This is a genomic window from Clostridium sp. NkU-1 (genome assembly GCA_001312405.1).
The window spans coordinates 22,081-40,409 of record BBDR01000025.1 but is presented as its reverse complement, the minus strand read 5'-3'; the positions used below and the strand labels follow the sequence as shown (position 1 = coordinate 40,409).

Here is an 18,329-nt window from a genome sequence, read left to right as displayed (position 1 = left end):
TCGTTATATACTAAATACTGTATACAAAAAAATGCAAAAATACAATCCTAAAGAATAAAAAGTGAGGGATGTTTGCCTATGATAAGACATCTGGGGTTAAAAGCATATGGAAAGGTTAATCTGGGACTTGATGTTTTGAGAAAACGGGAAGACGGATACCATGAAGTACGAATGATCATGCAGACCGTAGGCCTTTATGATAAGATTGATATTTACTTAAAAGAGACTCCGGGAATTGAGGTTGTGACAAATCTGTATTATCTTCCGGTGAATGAAAACAACCTGGTTTATAAGGCCGCCAAGCTTCTTATGGAGGAGTTTCACGTCCTTCACGGCATCCGCGTTCACTTAAATAAATTCATTCCTGTTTCTGCAGGCATGGCAGGAGGCAGCAGCGATGCGGCGGCAGTTTTATTCGGAGTCAATAAGATGTTCCAGCTTGGCCTGACAAGAGAAGAGCTGATGGAACGGGGAGTAAAGATCGGAGCAGATGTTCCCTATTGTCTGATGAGAGGAACTGCGCTGAGCGAAGGAATCGGGGAAATATTAACTCCCCTTCCGGATATGCCCCAATGCCAGGTGCTCATAGTAAAGCCCGGGGTCAGCGTATCCACGAAGTTCGTTTATGAACATCTGGATTTATCCGCCTTAGGTCAGGAGGACCATCCGGATATTGACGGAATGATCGAAGCCATTGGGAACCACAACATATACCAGATATCAGAGCGGCTGGGAAATGTGCTTGAAACGGTTACGATCCCGGAATATCCGGTGATTGCACAGATTAAGGACAAAATTAAAGAATTGGGAGCTGTGAATGCCTTGATGAGCGGAAGCGGTCCCACGGTTTTTGGCATTTTTACCAGTCCCAGAGCCGCAGAAAGGGCTTATGAGGAATTGAGATACGGCGAGGCAAAGGGCCTTGCAAAGCAGGTTTATCTGACGAATTTTTATAATACCAGGGAGGTTACAAATGAGCAATGATTTAAAGGTTAATATGAATGAATATCTGCCGCTTCGGGACGTAGTCTTTAACACGCTGCGCCAGGCGATTTTAAAAGGAGAACTGGCACCGGGAGAACGCCTTATGGAGATTCAGCTTGCGGAACGCCTTGGAGTCAGCCGTACCCCTATCCGTGAAGCCATCCGGAAGCTGGAGCTGGAAGGGCTTGTATTAATGGTGCCCAGAAAGGGAGCTGAGGTTGCAAAAATTTCGGAAAAGAGCTTAAGGGATGTATTGGAGGTCCGCAGATCCTTAGAGGAGCTGGCCATTGAACTGGCCTGCCAGCGAATGACCCCGGAGGCCGTGGAGGAGCTTGAAAGAAAGCAGGAGGAATTTAAGACGGCCGTTGAAGAGGGCAATGCCATGGATATTGCGGAGACGGATGAAGCTTATCATGATGTGATTTATAAAGGTACCTGCAATGACAGGCTGGTGCAGATGATCAACAATTTAAGAGAGCAGATGTACCGTTACCGTTTGGAATATATCAAGGATGAGGACAAACGCCAGATTCTTCTGCTGGAACATGACAACATATTAAAGGCAGTCAGACAGCGGAAGGTACAGGAAGCCAAGGAAGCAATGCGGGAGCATATTGATAATCAGGAGATCACCGTATCAAAGAATATCAAGGAACAGGATTAAGAAGAGAGGTATTTTATGGCATTTAAGGAAAAGTATCTGGCTGGTGAGATAAAATTTGAAGCCATTGATGATTTTATTGAAGAATGGAATAACAGCAGCACAACCGAAACTCTTGCCCAGTTCCTCGGCCTCAATGAAGAGGAAGAGGATGTGTGGATTGAAGAGAGCGATGAAGCCTTAAAGGAGCTTCTGGACAGGAAATAGTTAATCATAAACAGAATTGGAAAAAATTATTAAATAAATATAACCTTTCTTGACAAGGTGACAACATGTCATTATAATGAGTGACATATTGTCACCTTTTTGTGTGGTCACAGGATTCACATAGAAAAAGGGAAAGGAGAGAAGAAAAAAATGCCAACGGAGCGGTTTTATAATCTTCCGGCAGCGAAAAAGAAAACGATCCGCGATGCCGCTTTGGGAGAGTTCACGAGGGTACCGTTTGAAAAGGTTTCTATTAACAAGATAATCCAGACTGCAGGAATATCAAGAGGAAGCTTTTATACTTATTTTGAAGATAAGCGTGATGTCCTGGGATATATTTTTGAAGATGCCACTGAAAAATTTCAGAATGCTGGGTGAACTGCGCCGAAAGAAACAGCGGCGATTTATGGAAAACAGCGGAATCGTTTTTGCAATACAGCATAGCCAGTACAAAGGAAAATGTATTACGGCTGGTTAAGAACATTGTTGACAGTGAAAAAATGTTCGGTACAACCCACTGCTTATGCCATGAAAATACTCAGGCCCAACGGGAACTGCAGGAGGTAATGTATCGTTCCATCGATACATCGGATTTTAAAGATCAGAGCATTGAGACTTTCGGAAAACTGGTATCCATGATTTTCTTTGAACTGGTTCATTGCATGGGCTGGTACTACCATCATCCGGAAGATGAAGAAAAAAATTAAGAAACTTTTCCAGGAAAAATTAGAAATTCTGCAATATGGAATTCGTAAACAACCGTTACAATCTTAATATGGCCAAATAAGGAGTTACTATGACTAAGAAAAAAGCATTCATCATTGCAGGAGTGGTTGTGATTGTAGCAGCCGCAGCAGGACTGACTCTTCCAAAGGTATTGGAGGGTAAGAAGGAAGAGCTTGTGGCAGAGGTCCCGCCTGCAGTAACTGCGGAAAAACCTGAGACCAGGACCATTGAGATAAACAATGAGCTGATCGGAACAATTGAGCCAGACAGCATTGTCCATGTTACGCCTCTTGGAGCGGGGGAAGTTACAAGTGTAGGAGTTAAGACCGGCGACGTGGTATCCGCGGGCCAGCTTCTCTGTGTTATCGACACAAAGCAGGTAGAAAGTACACGGATCGCTGCGGAAACTGCCAGAATCACCTATGAAGACGCCAAGAAAGGTCTGGACCGGTATACGGTTCTTTATGCAGCCGGCGATGTGGCGGAAGCAGATTATCAGTCTTTGTCTGATAAAGTGGAGATGGCAAGGCTTCAATATGAAAATGCCAAGATCGCATATAAGATCCAGATGGAAAGCAGCCAGGTAACGGCTCCCATTGCAGGACGTGTGGAAAGTTTTAACATCAGCGTCCATGATATGGTCTCCCCTCAGACCACCCTTTGCGTTATTTCAGGGGAAGGAGGGAAATCCCTGACATTTTATGTTTCGGAACGCATTGTAGGAGGCTTGAAGGCAGGAGATTCCATAAGGGTGGAAAAGAATGGAACCGACCATGAGGCTTCCATTACGGAAGTGAGCACAATGATTGATCAGGAAAGCGGCCTGTTTAAGGTAAAGGCTTCCATTCCGGATGGGGATACCCTGGCTACGGGGACTTCCGTAAAGCTTTATGTAATCGCCCAAAGAGCGGAGAATGTCCTGACAGTTCCGGTTGACAGCGTTTATTATGAGGGCGGGAACCCGTTCATTTATACATATGCAGATGGATTACTTAAGAAAAATGCGGTGACCGTAGGACTGGCGGACCATAAGTATATGGAAGTCCAAAGCGGCATTACTGCAGAGGATCAGGTAGTGACCACATGGACCAGTGAATTATATGATGGTTCCAAGGTTACCCTTGCAGGCGGGAATGAAAGCGATTCCCAGACAGCACAAGGTACGGCAGAAGAAGGAACTGGAGCAGAGCCTTCCGGCCCTGCACAGTAAGGAGGCGGTAAAATGGGAATCACAAAAGGCGTTTTAAAGCGGCCCGTAACCACCGTCTTAACAGTGTTGTGCTTGCTTGTATTCGGTTTGTCCTCTGTCCTGTCTGCTAAAATGGAGCTGACGCCGGAAATGAACTTTCCAATGCTGCTGATCAGCAGCGTTTATGCCGGAGCTAACCCGGAGGATGTAAATGATCTGGTCACCAGGCCGGTGGAAGAGGCCGTAGGTACCCTGTCCGGTATTAAGAATGTTCAGTCCAGCTCCCAGGAGAATGTCTCCATCGTGCTGCTGGAGTATGAATATGGTACGGATATGAATAAGGCGTATTCGGATCTGAAAAAGAAAATGGATAATGTTAAGCTCCCTGACGATGTGGAAACTCCCAGCGTTATGGAATTCAATATCAATGAAATGCCGGTGGTGACTCTGGCTGTAAAGGACCCATCTCAGAATAATCTTTACAACTATGTGAACGATAAGATCGTACCGGAATTTGAGAAAATATCTTCCGTTGCAAGCATTGGTGTAAGCGGAGGCCAGAAGGGCTATGTGAGCGTCCGGCTGATTCCGGAAAAGATGAACCAGTATCATCTTACCATGAATTCCATCAGCCAGGCCATCAAAGCAGCTGATTTTACATACCCGGCAGGAAGTACGGGAGTGGGAAAAAGGGATTTATCTGTCAGTACCGGTGTAGAAGTGGGGAACATTGAAAGCCTTAAAAAGGTTCCTGTAGTAGCTGGAGATGGAAAGACCATTTATATGGAGGACATTGCCGATATTTCGGAAACCTCTGAAAAAAAGGAAGCCATCGGACGGTATAATGGAGAAGATACCATTACCTTATCCATAAATAAACAGCAGAAAAACAGTGCGGTGGATGTTTCCAAGGCAATGACAAAGACCATTGAAACTTTGAAAAGGGAATATCCCAACCTGGACATCGTAGTTGTTGACGATACCAGTGACCAGATCACATCGGCTCTTAACAGTGTTAAGGATACCATGATCATGGCGGTTATCATTTCCATGATTATTATTTTCCTGTTCTTTGGAGATATCAAGGCATCTCTCATTGTAGGAAGCTCCATTCCGGTATCCATTCTGGTGTCGCTGATCTTAATGGCGGCCATGGGCTTTTCCTTAAACGTTATCACCATGAGCAGTATTGTTCTTGGTGTAGGTATGATGGTAGATAACTCAATTGTGGTTATGGAGAGCTGCTTCCGATCCAAAAGGGTACCGGGTTTAGGGAATATATACAGGCGGCGCTGGAAGGAACCGGAGTTGTGCTGCAGTCCATTCTTGGCGGAACGATTACCACCTGTGTCGTATTTATCCCTCTGGCGCTTTTAGAAGCCTTACAGGCCAGCTCTTTAAGCCCCTGGGCTATACGATTGTATTTTGTATGCTGGCGTCTCTGCTTTCAGCCATTACCATTGTCCCTCTGTGCTACAGCCGGTTCCGCCCTATTGAAAAGCAGAATTCTCCCATGGGAGGAATTGTAAAAGCAATGCAGAATGGTTACCGCAGAATCGTGGATAGCTGCTTAACAGACGTGCCATGGTTATGATCATATCGGTTCTGCTTCTGATCGCTTCCTTTGTCCTTGCCACCAGGTTGGTTTTGAGCTGATGCCCGAGGTAGATCAGGGAACTGTCACGGTTTCTGCGGAAATGAAGCCTGGGCTTAAAGTGGAAGAGGCGGATAAAATCCTAAAGAGACTGGAAGACATTGTTACCAGTGAGGAAGATTTAAAGTCCTATATGGTAAGCTATGGAGGGAGCGGCCTAAGCTTTAGCGGAGGTAAGAAGGGAACCTTAACCGCTTACTTAAAGGATAACCGTAAGCTGTCCACCAAGGAGGTTGTAAACAAGTGGAAAAAGGAGATGAACCAGCTTCCTGACTGCAATGTTACGGTAGAGTCCACCTCCTCCATGAGCGAAATGAGCAGTAAAAATGATTTTGAGGTAATCCTTCAAAGCTCCCAGCTGGATAAATTGAAAAGTGTTTCCAGCCAGATGGTAGAAGAGCTGATCGATAGCCCCCAGCTGATCAAGGTCCATTCAGACTTAGAGAATGCAGCGCCTGTATTAAAGGTCCGGATTGATCCTATAAAGGCGGCGGCAGAAGGCGTTGTTCCAGCCAATGTGGGCGGCTTATTAAACAGCATGCTGAGCGGTACTAAGGCGGCCACCATGGAGGTGTCAGGCCAGGAAGTTGATATTAAAGTGGAATATCCAAAGGATTCCTATGATACTCTTGATAAGGTGGAGGGAATCATGGTTCCAAACAATTCCGGCGGCTCTGTGGGGCTTACAGATATTGCTGATATCGGTTATGAAGACAGCCCTTCCGCAATTAACAGGAAGAACAAACAATACATGGTTACCATAACAGGCTCCTTTACCGATGTAGTTAAAACGAAAAAGGATAAGGAAGCAGCCAAAAAGGATATTGATGAAAAGATTGTAAATAAGTATTTGAATGATATCGTTACAAGGGCAAAGAATAGTGAGGATGAATCCATGCAGGAGGAGTTTACCAGCCTGTTTAAAGCGATTGCTACGGCTATATTCCTGATCTTCATCGTTATGGCTGCCCAGTTTGAGTCTCCCAAATTTTCACTGATGGTCATGACGACTATCCCCTTCAGCCTGATCGGTTCCTTTGGTTTCCTGGCGGCTGCGGGAGTTGCTATCAGCATGCCGTCACTTCTTGGCTTTTTGATGCTCATCGGTACGGTGGTAAACTCAGGAATCCTTTATGTGGATACGGTGAACCAGTACCGAGCTACCATGGATAAACGCACCGCCCTGATCGAAGCAGGAGCTACCAGACTACGCCCTATCCTCATGACAACACTCACTACAGTGGTATCCATGGTTCCTATGGCAATGGCCATCGGGAAGAATGGGGAGACCATGCAGGGGCTTGCATTAGTAAACGTGGGCGGTCTGACAGCTTCCACCATCCTGTCGCTGCTCATGCTTCCGGTATATTATTCCCTTATGAGCGGTAAGACGGATAAGAGTATATTGCCGGATTAAGAGTCACCAGGGGGCCGGACCTTCGGAAAATCCGGTTCCCTTCTGGAAGAAAGTGGATTTCATGTTCAAAGCGTGATATGATAAAATAATGACAGGTATATAGCATAAAAATCCCAGTTAAGGAGGATTAAGGATGAGAAAATGGAAACATATTTGTACATACTGCCTTGCAGCAGCATTGACTGTTTCCGGACCGGCTGCAACAGCCTGGGCCGGCAGCCCGGAGTTTGCAAGAACCGCAGAAGAGTGGGCAAGGCTTAGGGATAATGTGATGGAATACGATGAACTGGCTGGCTGATCCGTGAATATAATGTGACGGTCCAGAAAAACCAGCTGGATATTAATGACAAGAAAAAGGATGACAGGATCACCAGTGACCAGAATGCCCAGTATTACCGTGATGCGGCAAACGATTACAGAAACATGATTACCGGAGATGACCCGATGTCTGATGCAAGCGGTGCGGCAAGTGCCAACCGGGCGGAAGCCGCGGCAGATACCAATGTGGAGGATTTAAAGGTATATCAGCTTACCTATGACCAGGAGGAAGCCAATCTGGTAGCAACAGCCCAGTCCTCCATGGTTGCCTATTTTCAGCAGAAATATGAGCTGGAAAGCGCAAAGAGCAGCCTGGAGTTTTTAGAGGCTGTATACCAGTCCACGCTGGTAAGGCAAAATGCAGGAATGGCAACCCAGGCGGATGTGCTGGGAGCTTTAGAGAGTATTCAGAGCACCCAGGCTTCCATTGATAAGCTGACGTCTTCTGTGGAAGAAACCAGGCAGAAGCTTTGCGTGATGCTGGGCTGGAAATACAACGATGCACCGGAGATCCTTGAAATTCCGGCTGTAAATATGGAACGCATTGCCGCCATGAACCGGACACTGATAAGGAATCGGCCCTGGGCAACAGCTATACCTTAAAAATCAATAAAAGAAAACTGGAAAATGCCGTCGGGGATGTGACGAAACAGACCTTGAACCGGACGATTGTAAACAATGAGCAGAATATCGGCTCCGATTTAACAAAACGCTACCGGGCGGTTCTTCAGGCAAAGGCAGCATATGACCAGGCAGGAGCAGAGCTTGCCCTGGAAAGCAAAAATATGGATACTGCCCAGAGGAAATTTGACCTGGGTTCTTTAAGCAGACTGGATTATCTGAAACAGAAAAATGCATATGACACAAAAAAATCTTGCTATAAAGACAGCAGAGCTTGCCTTGTTCCAGGCGGTTCAGAATTATGATAATGCAGTGAACGGACTGGCTTCGGCAGGAGGTTTATAAGATATGAGAAAGAAAGGTTACTTATCTGCCTGTATGGCAGTGACCCTTACCCTTACCGCTGCCTTGCCGGTTTACGGTGCAGCAGGACCCGGCAGTACGGGAACTGCCATTCCTGACGGGATGGCAGAGGAAACGTGGAGCAGGCTTCACGATCAGACCATAGAATTTGATGAGCTTTCCGATCTGGTAAGGTATTTTAACCCTGATGTTCAGAACATTGCCGATTCGGCCGGAAATGAGTTAAGCAACCAGCAGTATGTCTATGACGAAATGAGAAGGCATATCCGTGATCTTAATGACGACGCCCAGGCGCTGAAAGATTCAGGGGCCACAGACAGTGCGGAAGGGCTGACGGAATACAATGCTCTTAAAGGCACGGCAAAGGCACTGGATAGCAGAGCGGAGATGATGAATAACGGAATCAAACGTGCTAACACAGGGGTCAAGAAAAACGTTGACCGCTATTCTAGGACCTTTTCTTCTGCTGCAGATCAGATCATGATAGGCTATAACACCGCCCTGGCCAACCGGGCCGTGGTTCAAAAGGCGCTGGACGTAAGCATGGCAGGCTATGAGGCCCAGACCTTGAGCCTGAAACAGGGCATGGCGACAGAAGCAGATGTTCTGGCAGCTAACAAAGGGGTCCTGGCAGCCCAGGCAGCTCTTGACCAGCTTGACAACACCATTGACGGGCTGAAGCGTTCCTTATGCCTGATGACCGGATATCCGGCGGATGGGGCAGTCCAGATCGGAGAGGTTCCTCAGTTAGATCTTTCCGTCATTTCCACCCTGGATCTGGCAGCAGATACGGCAAAGGCCATCGGAAATAATTATGACCTGATTGATAAACGTCACGGGGCTTCGGGCAAGACCACCACCGGCGTAAAGAACAAGGAAGCCTCTGTTTCAGAGGAAGAGCAGAATCTTACGGTCACCATGCAGTCCTATTACCAGGAAATCCTTCAGGCGAAAACCGCCTATGACGCCGCCTCTACCGCTTATGAAAAGGCGGTGCTGGAAAAAGAAAAGGCAGACCGTTCTTATCAGCTTGGCATGCTGAGCAAAATAAACTATCTGCAGGCCCAGATGGCATTTGCACAGGCAGAGGGAGAAAAGCAAAGCGCTTATAACACCCTGTATCAGGCATATAATACCTACCAATGGGCGGTTAATGGGCTTGTAACGTCTTCTGAGCAGTAGGTTCCGGCTTGGAAAGCAGATCAGCCAGCTTGAAACGGATATGGATCTTCGGATTTTCCCGGCTTATCTTCATATAATCAGATTCATCCATGGAGCTTTTCAGTATTGCTTTGGAAGCATCCGGCACAACCGCATAAGAAGAATCTGTGAAACAAAGCGGAGGATAAAGGACGCACCACCAGTTGCGTCCTTTTCCTTCCCCTATTTTTACCCGGACGGCCTCATAATTGCCGCAGGGAAATACCATATCTCCATAGGTTTTGGTAGGAAAGTAACAATTGGTCAGTTCCATATGTGCGGGATAATCATATCCCAGTTTTTTCATGTAGTGTTCTGCTTGTCTTTCCAGACTGTTCTTGTGGGAAAGGACATAGTCTTTTGTTTCCTCAAGGGATGCTTTTTCGCCAAGGTCCTCATATATTGAATTGAGCAGCATGGTGCGCACTTTTAATTTCAGGGTTTGATCTTCTGAGCTGTCGCTGTTTGCAAGCACGTGAAAGCGCAGGATTTCCGGTGCGATCCGTGCGGCCAGAGCTTCCTCCTTTTGCCTTCCGCCTGATAAGGTAAGCAAAAATGCAATCAGAAGACAGGTAATACATAGAAATAAATCGCGTTTCTGTTTCATTGGGGTTCCTCCTTTTTTTCTGGAATCTATTTGTAATTGTTACCATATGTGCTATAATATAAACACTGTAAATTTGAGAAATTAATAAGGAGAGCAAAATGGACAGAAAAACTGCGGTTGTACTATTCGGCGGCCAGTCATCGGAGCATATTGTATCCTGTATGTCGGTGGTCAATGTTATTAACCATATTAATATAGAGAAATACAATATAGTTTTAATTGGGATCACAGAAGAGGGCCGCTGGATTAAGACAGACTCAGTAGAAGATATAGAAAAAGGCACATGGAAAGATGGACCGGTCTCTGCTGTTATCTCTCCTGATGCAACCATGGGTGGTGTTATCCTGATCGATGGGGAAAAGACGGAAATTGTCAGAGTTGATGTGGTATTCCCGGTGCTTCATGGATTGTTTGGAGAGGATGGGACTGTTCAGGGACTGCTTGAACTGGCGGGAATTCCATATGTGGGCTGCGGAGTACTGGCTTCCGCAATTTCCATGGATAAATTATATACAAAGATCGTTGTAGAGGATTTAGGGGTCACTCAGGCGGCTTATGTGCCGGTGATGCGCCATGACTTAAAGAATATAGAGGCGGTTGTAGGAAAGGTGGAGGAAAAGTTCTCTTACCCGGTATTTGTAAAGCCCTCCAATGCAGGCTCTTCCAAGGGGGTAAGCCGGGCAAATGACGGTAAAGAGCTTAGGGAGGCACTGGTGGAGGCCGCTAAACATGACCGCAAGATTCTGGTAGAAGAGATGATTGTCGGCCGGGAAATCGAATGCGCCGTATTTGGAGGTGGAAACATGCCGGTGGAAGCTTCCGGAGTGGGGGAGATCCTTGCGGCAGCAGAATTCTATGATTTTGATGCAAAGTATTACAACTCTGATTCCAGAACGGTTGTAGACCCGGTTCTGCCGGAGGGGGCAGCAGAACGGGTAAGAGACGCCGCTAAGGCCATTTTCCAGGCAGTAGATGGCTATGGCCTGGCAAGAGTTGACTTTTTTTGTGAAAAAGGACGGCGTTGTGGTATTCAATGAGATCAATACCATGCCCGGATTTACTGCGATCAGCATGTATCCCATGCTTTGGGAAGCGGCTGGGATGAATAAGGACCAACTGGTTGACCGGCTGTTGGAGCATGCAATGGGCCGCAATCGGGTATAGCAGGCAGGAAAGAGGAAATTTAATGGCAGACAGAAATTCACCCATAGGAGTATTTGATTCCGGCGTAGGCGGGCTTACGGTTGCCCGTGAGATCATGCGGCAGATGCCTGATGAAAGAATTGTATATTTTGGAGATACGGCAAGAGTGCCCTATGGCAGCAAATCCTGCAGCACGGTGGTCCGCTTTACCAGGCAGATCATCCGCTTTCTCATGACCCAGGATGTGAAAGCAATCGTGATAGCCTGCAATACAGCCACTGCCTGCGCTCTTGAAGCTGTGGAAAAGGAAGTGGACATTCCCATTCTTGGTGTGATCCATGCAGGGGCCAGAACCGCCGTAGAGGCTACCAAAAACGGGAAGATCGGTATCATTGGGACCGAAGGCACCATACGGAGCGGGGTATACACCAGAGTGATGAAGGAAATGAAAGAGGATATTGAAGTGACTGGAAAGCCATGCCCTCTTTTGGTACCTCTGGTGGAAGAGGGATTATTGCACGATTCCGTTACAGATGAGATCGCTTCCAGATATTTAAGTGAATTAAAGGGAAAATATATTGACACACTGGTACTGGGTTGTACCCATTATCCCCTTTTACGTTCAACCGTGGGAAGGCTTATGGGGCCGGAGGTGACATTGGTCAATCCTGCCTATGAAACTGCCTTGGAGTTAAAGCAGGTTTTGGAAGAAAACGGCCTTTTATGCGGGCAGGAAAGCAGTGATCTGGAAAAGTACCGTTTCTATGTCAGTGACCTGGCAGAGAAGTTTACCAGCTTTGCCGCTTCCATCCTTCCGGGACAGGTGAAAGAGACAAAACAAATCAACATTGAGGATTACTAAAGGAGTTCTTACTATGACAAGAGATGTTCTCATCAGCATCAGCGGGATGCAGATTGCAGAAGATGACAGCAATTCGGTTGAGATGATAACAGCCGGCGATTATTTCCTGAAAAACGGCAATCACTATATCCTGTATGACGAGATCCAGGAGGAAACAGGGGGAGTGACCAAGAACACCATCAAGATCCGCCGGTCCGGACTGGATATCATCAAACGCGGCAGCTCCAGCGTTCATATGACATTTGAAAAGGATAAAAAAAATATGTCCTGCTATGCCACGCCTTTTGGAGAACTGATGATCGGGATCAACACAAAGGATATCCAGATTAATGAGGAAGAGGACAGCTTAAAGGTACGGGTGGCCTATTCCCTTGATATCAATTACCAGCATGTATCGGAATGCAACATTGTGCTGGATATTCATTCCAAAGCCACAGCGGATATCCGCCTTTTAAATTAAAAAAGACATATGCCATTTTGATATGACCTCTGTCAAGCAGACAGAGGTCATATCATTTGGCAGTATGCCTTTTTCAGTTATCAGTTATTTTAGAAAATACATTCTTTAAGAAGCGGAATTGCCCCATATTTGCCTAAAAGATAGTCTTTGGAAAAGCTGGCGTCAGACCGGACTTTTATGTCTGCTAAGGTGTAGAGCCTGGATTCATGATATTCGTTCATATCCACAAAAGCTACTTCATCGCGGCGGAACTGCTGATTATTTAATATGGAGATATCATAGGTCGTGAAAATAATCTGTATGTTTGAGTTTTTGTCCTGCTGAAAAGTATCAATAAAGAATTTTGTAACAGCAGGATGGAATTCATTTGATATGTTATCAATGATCAGAATACCGTCGCCTCTTTGGGAAAGATGGTAAACCTGTATAAATAATTGAAGGTATTTCATTGTACATGGAAACTTTTGTGTAGTCCCTATATTGTATCTGGAACTGGCCGGTTTCCCGGGATTTTACCTTATATCCAAGCTTGGGAAGTCCCTTTTCAACAATAAATTCCACAGCCGGGATTCCAAGCTTTCTTAGCTGTGCCAATGCATAATTAAGGGCCTCCGGGTTTTCGAGGGCTTTGTATGCCCTTCCATCCATGATCAGATGGCCTGCAAGCTGGAATGGTTCAAGGAAATCACAGTAATAAGCGATCTGCTTCGAAAAAAAAGGTTTCAAAAGGTTCCATGATTGCGGTGATTTCGGGTATATCCAGGCATGATAAAATAGAACAGAATAACCGATCCTCGCGAGGAAGGATTCCTGTCTTTTGACGTAAGATTTTTTCATACTGGCGTCCAATGGTAATCTCATCGGCATTACGTGTGTATACCACATGGTTATCCACTGCCATATTTTCCGAGAGAATTTTCCCTTTGAGGACAGAAAAGCCGTATTCATAGACCTGCTCTCCGCTGATAAAGGAAAGTTCCATTTCCGTAGGCTGGGAATTGGAGTCCTCATCCAGGAATGGAAGGATTTTGTCCAAAGAGCTGATCTGCAGGAGCGACATAAAATGTTTTCTGGGAATGTCCTCCATTGAAAAGAGCTGCCAGAAAATAAAAGAATGAAAACTGGCAAAAGCGAGAAAAAGATTGGTTTTCCCGCTGGAGTTTGCTCCGTATACGGCCAGAGTCTTAATCAGTTTTTTTTATTTCCTGTCATTACCAGGTGGTTTGGGTGTTCCTTGTAATTAACTGCCTTCATATCAATAAAAGTTTCATCCAGGAAGGAACGGAAGTTTCTAAAACGAAATGAAATTATCATGGTATATTATCCTCCTTTTCGAGATTATACTGTAAAAATCTGTAAAAATAAATAAGAAAGTAAAAAAGTTGTCTACCATGTGATAATTTCGTCGAGGAGCTGCTGCTGTTCCTGGCTGGAACGGGTGAGATAAATTCTTGTAGTCTCAATGCTTTCATGCCCCATTAAATCCGCCAAAAGAGAAATATCGTTAAAGCAGGCCAAAAAGTTTTTGGCAAAACGGTGGCGGAAGGAATGGGGATAGACGGTGTCAGGATCTATCCCATAGCGTTTGGCCAGATGCTTTAGCTGAAAATTGATCCCCCGTGGGGTGATCAGGCGTCCTTCTTTATTTAAAAAGAGGAAACCGCTTTTTTTACCTTTGCTGTGACACCATTCCAGTGCCTCTTCGCATAGAGAGTCCGGAAAATAAATGCGGCGCACCTTTCCGCCCTTGGAATAAAGGTCCAGATATCCCAGGTTTAAATGTTCCACCTTGATTTGGATCAGTTCACTGACCCTGGCACCTGTTGCTGCCAGAAAGCGGACGATAAAATACCAGAAATAATTTTTCTCTTCTTTTAATTTAATTTTAAAGAGTTCATAATCTTCATTTGAAATAACGGTATCCAGGAATGTCTTTTGCTGGACTTTCACAGAAGGCAGATGGTAAGAGGCGACTAAAATATATTCCTCTCCATTGGTTTCCGCCAAAAAGCGGGAAAAGTGATTCATGGCATAGATCCGCTGGTTGACTGTTGCAGGACGGTAGCGGGAGATCAGGTAGCTTTTATAATGCTGAAGGCTCTCCGGTGTGATTTCTTTATACATACTGTAAAAAAAGCCGGACGCTGCCGCATAGGCCGTGATGGTATTACTTGATAAATTCTTTTTCTTCAAAAATTTCTTAAAATCATTCAGCAATTCGTCATTTAACATAATATCCTACCAATTCACAATTTGATTAACAATCTGTTTTTGTTCCGTGCTGCTTCGATGAAGATAGATTCTTGTGGTTTCAATGCTTTCATGCCCTAAAATATCGGAAAGCATGGAAATATCCCCGCAGGTTTCAATAAAATTCTTTGCAAAGCGGTGACGGAAGGAATGAGGATAAACCACTTTTGGATCCAGATCATATAAAACGGTAAATTTTTTTTAGCTGTCCCCGGATTCCGGCAGGTGTAATCGGATCTCCGTAGCGGTTTAAAAACACGTATCCGCTCACCCGGTCAATCTGGCGCAGCCATTTCAGCGCATCCTCACGGAGGCTTTTAGGTATGTAGATTCTTCTTATTTTATTATCCTTGGAGTAAATATCCATATAACCGCGTTTTACGTGTTCTACCTTGATCTGGACCAGCTCGCTGACCCGGACGCCTGTGGCTGCCATAAAACGTATGATAAAATAAAACAGCATGTTTCCGGAACGTATCAGGCACTTTTTTTAAGTATTCGTAATCTGCCTGGCTGATAACGTTTTCCAGGAACGTTTTCTGTTGGACTCGTATCATCAGCATTTTGGAAGAAGACAGCTTTAAAGACTCTGTGAAACAATTAAGAGCTCTGATTCTTAAGTTGACTGTCTGGGGCTTGTAATGTTCCATAAGGTAACATTTATAAAGCATGAGATTATCATGGCTGATCACATGATATAAACCAAGAAATTGTTTTACTGCAAATAAATACACATGAATGGTATTTGAGGACATGTTGTTAAATTCCAGATAGCTTTGGAAATCATCAAGGCTTTGCTCCACGACACTTTTATTTTCTTCTTCTGAACCGGTTACAGTTTCTTCTTTTATCATATCTTTTTCCTCCTTGTATAATGATACAAAAACAGTTTTATATAAGTATATATGTTACGCAGAAAAAAAATCAAGAAAATTTCGAAAAAAACTGCATTAAATAATGAATAAATGCATGTAAAGTGCGTGTTGCTTACGATAATTTCCAATATTAGAAGTATAATTACCTCGTAATGCAATTAGGAATTTCGAAGAGTATTTCAAAAAGAAAAAAAAGGAGAGTGCATTAATTATGAGAAAGCAGACAAAATTAGTTGCTGTATTATCTACAGCAGCACTGCTGGCTTTAGGTGCTTCCATGTCCTCTTTTGCAGCAACCGGCTGGCAGGAGGAAAATGGTACATGGGTGTACTACAGTAAGAGCGGCGACTTAGAAACAGAGAAGTGGGAGAAATCAGGAGATAACTGGTTCTATCTTAATGAAGATGGCGAGATGGCTACCGATTTTATCGTTGAATATAACGATAACTACTATTATGTAGATGAAAATGGTGCTATGGTAACCAATAAGTGGGTTTCCGTTGAAAATAATGATTATGATGGAGATGACGATGAGGAACCAGTAAATCACTGGTACTACTTCGGTTCCAATGGTAAGGCTTATAAGAGCTCTTCTAACAGCAACAGTGCTTCATTTAAGGTTGTTAACGGAAAGAAATATATCTTTGATGATGAAGGCAAGATGCTGTATGGCTGGATTGGTGAAGACGGAGATAGAAAGACAGATGATGACGCTTGGAAAGATGGAAATGGTCTTTATTACTGTGGTGATGAGAATGATGGCGCACAGAGAATCGGTTGGGCTTATCTTGACATTGTAGACAATGACTATGACGAAGATGATGCTTGGCAATCCAGCAAAAACGTATTTGATGATGAGAATCAGACACGTTGGTTCTATTTCAAAGATAATGGTAAAAAGGTGACAAAAGAAAATGGCAAAACTATTAATGGTAGAAAATATAGTTTTGATGAGCACGGCCGTATGAATGCTGAGTGGGTAATCTTTGATGCTACTCCAACAACATCTGAAAAGGCTACTGGTAGCATTACCGCAACACAGGTTCTGCTGATTATACCAGAAATTGGAGATACTATGGATCACCGGAAGATGGTGCCAGAATAACTAAGGGCTGGTTTAAGGTAGTTCCTGACGAGAACCTTCATGAAGGCGATTATAATGACGATGAAGATGCATGGTACTATTCTGATAAAGATGGTAAATTAGTAGCTTCTGAAATCAAGACTGTTAATGGTAAGAAGTATGCATTCGACTCTTATGGTAGAATGAAGGATGGTCTGAAGTTTATCCGTTTCGAGGAGGAAGCACAACTAAGATTGTTGATATCTTATCTGATGATGATCGTGACGATGCTAAATTTGATACAGAAGACAACTTCAAAGATAATGCTAATAAGCTGTTAGGCGAGAAATATTACTGCTATTATTTTGGCAAAGACACTGATGGCGCAATGAAGACAAATAAGCAGACTGTTGAAATTGACGGTGACAACTTCAACTTCTTATTTAATAAGTCCGGCAGCTTAAAGGGCGCTGGTAAAACTGGTGTTGATGACAGCAAGTATTACTTGGCTGGTATGCTTTTAAAAGCGGACAAAGATGATAAGTATTCAGTTATTAAGATTGAAACTAAAGATGGAGCTGCTGAATATTCAGTATTAACTACAGATGACTTTATTAAAGAGACTAAGGATAAAGGATATGCTACACCTGATGAGGAAAAGTTAAAAGGTAGCAAGTATACTGAATACTACAATATAGACTATAAAAAGGCAGAAAAGGATAGTATTGTTTATAAATTAGTCAATACTTCTGGTTCTGTTCAGAAGAGTAAGTCTAAAGCTAAAGATGGTAACGATCGTTGCTATGTTCAGAGCAGTGAGAATATCACAGCACTTTATGTTGAGGATTAATTTTAATCTAATATAAGTGTTGCCTAATGTAAAGACGCATTGTATGCCTGGCTATTTGATAGCCGGGCTGCAATGCGTCTTTTTTAGCACTTTATGTCGATTCAATATTAAAGTAATGATGAGAATAGCTTAGTTGAATCCCAAATCAAGACTATTCCCCTAGTTATGTTCACTGCCTCCGGACTGACCTCTCAACAATGATACAACAGCCCTTGAAAGACAACTGGATTTATTACATTCAACAACGAATTATTCTTCTGCAAATACAGATGTGATTTCTTTATTGCTTTCAACTTTGTAGCAGTGATCATCGCCGCCTTTTGCTTTACTCTTGCTCCCAATAGCCCGTTTTTATAAAAAAAGCCAATGCAAAAAATACCGCTTCCTTACAGTATTTTTCAGAAAGCGGCATTTCCATGTTTAAGGGACTTATTTAGCTGATATATGACTTCAGCATCCATAAAAGCTTCTGGTATTCGGCCAGATAACCGTTAAATTGATCTGCAGTTGCTCCATCATCATCATTTTCGGCCAGCTTAACGATTTCCTTTGTATCCCGGATCCAGTATTCCACATCCGAAATCAGGCTGTTAATGGTTTCATCTGAGGAAATAGGAACATCCTCCAGTTCCTTGACGGAAGTGAGGGCCAGGGCCTTTTTTTAAGCTGGCAACAGGGGAACCGCCCAAAGCCAGCAGCCGCTCTGCAACCTCATCCATGATCTGGGCGGTCTGGTCATATAATTCCTCCAGCTTTGCATGGAGTGTGAAGAAACTGCGGCCTTTCACATACCAGTGCAGGTTATGAAGTTTGATATACATGACCTGCTGGTTGGCCAAATATTCATTAAGTTTTTCAAATAAATTTTTGCTCATGATA

General features: G+C 44.1%; 21 protein-coding genes and 3 pseudogenes. 16 read left to right on the top strand and 8 right to left on the bottom strand.

Annotated elements, in window-relative coordinates:
- Positions 1 to 78: 78 nt before the first annotated feature.
- From ispE to JCM10519_RS23340, 11 genes and pseudogenes are all read left to right on the top strand, one after another.
- The gene (ispE, locus tag JCM10519_RS23380) at positions 79 to 984 is read left to right on the top strand and encodes a 4-(cytidine 5'-diphospho)-2-C-methyl-D-erythritol kinase (protein ID WP_054742249.1); all 906 of its coding nucleotides are present in this window, start codon (positions 79 to 81) and stop codon (positions 982 to 984) included.
- Complete coding sequence (locus JCM10519_RS23375; RefSeq protein ID WP_054742247.1) at positions 974 to 1,648, top strand: FCD domain-containing protein; 675 nt, start codon at positions 974 to 976, stop codon at positions 1,646 to 1,648. The genes ispE and JCM10519_RS23375 overlap by 11 nt, the downstream gene beginning before the upstream one ends.
- A gap of 15 nt (positions 1,649 to 1,663) precedes the next feature.
- Positions 1,664 to 1,852 (top strand): hypothetical protein, encoded by a 189-nt coding sequence (locus JCM10519_RS23370; protein ID WP_054742245.1) that lies wholly within the window; start codon positions 1,664 to 1,666, stop codon positions 1,850 to 1,852.
- A gap of 150 nt (positions 1,853 to 2,002) precedes the next feature.
- On the top strand, positions 2,003 to 2,230 hold the full coding sequence (locus JCM10519_RS23365) for a TetR family transcriptional regulator (RefSeq protein WP_054742243.1): 228 nt from the start codon (positions 2,003 to 2,005) through the stop codon (positions 2,228 to 2,230).
- Positions 2,227 to 2,559 (top strand): hypothetical protein, encoded by a 333-nt coding sequence (locus tag JCM10519_RS23360; protein ID WP_054742237.1) that lies wholly within the window; start codon positions 2,227 to 2,229, stop codon positions 2,557 to 2,559. The genes JCM10519_RS23365 and JCM10519_RS23360 overlap by 4 nt, the downstream gene beginning before the upstream one ends.
- A gap of 89 nt (positions 2,560 to 2,648) precedes the next feature.
- The gene (locus JCM10519_RS23355; RefSeq protein ID WP_054742234.1) at positions 2,649 to 3,788 is read left to right on the top strand and encodes an efflux RND transporter periplasmic adaptor subunit; all 1,140 of its coding nucleotides are present in this window, start codon (positions 2,649 to 2,651) and stop codon (positions 3,786 to 3,788) included.
- Between the two features lie 12 nt (positions 3,789 to 3,800).
- Positions 3,801 to 6,838: pseudogene (locus JCM10519_RS23350) on the top strand (efflux RND transporter permease subunit).
- A 133-nt stretch (positions 6,839 to 6,971) separates the two neighbouring features.
- The gene (locus JCM10519_RS33375) at positions 6,972 to 7,136 is read left to right on the top strand and encodes a hypothetical protein (RefSeq protein ID WP_347845265.1); all 165 of its coding nucleotides are present in this window, start codon (positions 6,972 to 6,974) and stop codon (positions 7,134 to 7,136) included.
- Between the two features lie 14 nt (positions 7,137 to 7,150).
- Positions 7,151 to 7,759, top strand: coding sequence for a TolC family protein (locus JCM10519_RS33370; protein WP_347845264.1), 609 nt, complete (start codon positions 7,151 to 7,153; stop codon positions 7,757 to 7,759).
- Between the two features lie 38 nt (positions 7,760 to 7,797).
- A complete protein-coding gene (locus JCM10519_RS33365; RefSeq protein ID WP_347845263.1) occupies positions 7,798 to 8,082 on the top strand; it encodes a TolC family protein in 285 nt (94 codons plus the stop codon).
- A gap of 43 nt (positions 8,083 to 8,125) precedes the next feature.
- On the top strand, positions 8,126 to 9,322 hold the full coding sequence (locus JCM10519_RS23340; protein WP_054742232.1) for a TolC family protein: 1,197 nt from the start codon (positions 8,126 to 8,128) through the stop codon (positions 9,320 to 9,322).
- Here the strand turns inward: JCM10519_RS23340 and spoIIR are convergent.
- Complete coding sequence (spoIIR, locus tag JCM10519_RS23335) at positions 9,291 to 9,947, bottom strand: stage II sporulation protein R (RefSeq protein ID WP_054742230.1); 657 nt, start codon at positions 9,945 to 9,947, stop codon at positions 9,291 to 9,293. The two genes, JCM10519_RS23340 and spoIIR, sit on opposite strands and share 32 nt — an antisense overlap.
- A gap of 98 nt (positions 9,948 to 10,045) precedes the next feature.
- On the opposite strand from spoIIR, the pseudogene JCM10519_RS23330 reads away from it, so the two are divergent.
- The 3 genes and pseudogenes from JCM10519_RS23330 (at position 10,046) to JCM10519_RS23320 (ending at position 12,412) form a co-directional block, all read left to right on the top strand.
- Positions 10,046 to 11,111: pseudogene (locus tag JCM10519_RS23330) on the top strand (D-alanine--D-alanine ligase family protein).
- Between the two features lie 22 nt (positions 11,112 to 11,133).
- Complete coding sequence (murI, locus tag JCM10519_RS23325) at positions 11,134 to 11,952, top strand: glutamate racemase (protein ID WP_054742223.1); 819 nt, start codon at positions 11,134 to 11,136, stop codon at positions 11,950 to 11,952.
- Positions 11,953 to 11,965: 13 nt separating this feature from the next.
- Complete coding sequence (locus JCM10519_RS23320) at positions 11,966 to 12,412, top strand: DUF1934 family protein (RefSeq protein ID WP_054742221.1); 447 nt, start codon at positions 11,966 to 11,968, stop codon at positions 12,410 to 12,412.
- Positions 12,413 to 12,790: 378 nt separating this feature from the next.
- Here JCM10519_RS23320 and JCM10519_RS33360 read toward each other — a convergent pair whose 3' ends face one another.
- The 5 genes and pseudogenes from JCM10519_RS33360 to JCM10519_RS23300 all read right to left on the bottom strand — a co-directional run bounded on the left by JCM10519_RS33360 (position 12,791) and on the right by JCM10519_RS23300 (position 15,417).
- Entirely contained in the window at positions 12,791 to 13,060 is a 270-nt protein-coding gene (locus tag JCM10519_RS33360) for a hypothetical protein (protein ID WP_347845262.1), read from the bottom strand.
- 37 nt (positions 13,061 to 13,097) lie between these two features.
- Complete coding sequence (locus JCM10519_RS23310) at positions 13,098 to 13,592, bottom strand: AAA family ATPase (protein ID WP_347845278.1); 495 nt, start codon at positions 13,590 to 13,592, stop codon at positions 13,098 to 13,100.
- An 8-nt stretch (positions 13,593 to 13,600) separates the two neighbouring features.
- Complete coding sequence (locus JCM10519_RS33355; protein ID WP_347845261.1) at positions 13,601 to 13,726, bottom strand: hypothetical protein; 126 nt, start codon at positions 13,724 to 13,726, stop codon at positions 13,601 to 13,603.
- Positions 13,727 to 13,798: 72 nt separating this feature from the next.
- Entirely contained in the window at positions 13,799 to 14,644 is an 846-nt protein-coding gene (locus JCM10519_RS23305; RefSeq protein WP_054742211.1) for a tyrosine-type recombinase/integrase, read from the bottom strand.
- A gap of 6 nt (positions 14,645 to 14,650) precedes the next feature.
- Positions 14,651 to 15,417, bottom strand: a pseudogene (locus tag JCM10519_RS23300) (tyrosine-type recombinase/integrase).
- Positions 15,418 to 15,748: 331 nt separating this feature from the next.
- On the opposite strand from JCM10519_RS23300, the gene JCM10519_RS33350 reads away from it, so the two are divergent.
- Together JCM10519_RS33350 and JCM10519_RS33345 are read left to right on the top strand one after the other, a co-directional pair.
- Positions 15,749 to 16,642 (top strand): hypothetical protein, encoded by an 894-nt coding sequence (locus JCM10519_RS33350; RefSeq protein ID WP_347845260.1) that lies wholly within the window; start codon positions 15,749 to 15,751, stop codon positions 16,640 to 16,642.
- Positions 16,643 to 16,988: 346 nt separating this feature from the next.
- Positions 16,989 to 17,450: a hypothetical protein gene (locus JCM10519_RS33345; protein ID WP_347845259.1), complete on the top strand. Its 462-nt coding sequence runs from the start codon at positions 16,989 to 16,991 to the stop codon at positions 17,448 to 17,450.
- Between the two features lie 433 nt (positions 17,451 to 17,883).
- On the opposite strand, the gene JCM10519_RS33340 is transcribed toward JCM10519_RS33345, so the two are convergent.
- Both JCM10519_RS33340 and JCM10519_RS33335 read right to left on the bottom strand, forming a co-directional pair.
- Positions 17,884 to 18,024 carry a hypothetical protein gene (locus JCM10519_RS33340; protein ID WP_347845258.1) on the bottom strand — a complete coding sequence of 47 codons (141 nt, stop codon included), beginning with the start codon at positions 18,022 to 18,024 and terminating at the stop codon, positions 17,884 to 17,886.
- A gap of 25 nt (positions 18,025 to 18,049) precedes the next feature.
- Positions 18,050 to 18,325, bottom strand: a complete 276-nt coding sequence (locus JCM10519_RS33335) for a DNA starvation/stationary phase protection protein (RefSeq protein WP_347845257.1) — start codon at positions 18,323 to 18,325, stop codon at positions 18,050 to 18,052.
- Between the last annotated feature and the right edge of the window lie 4 nt (positions 18,326 to 18,329).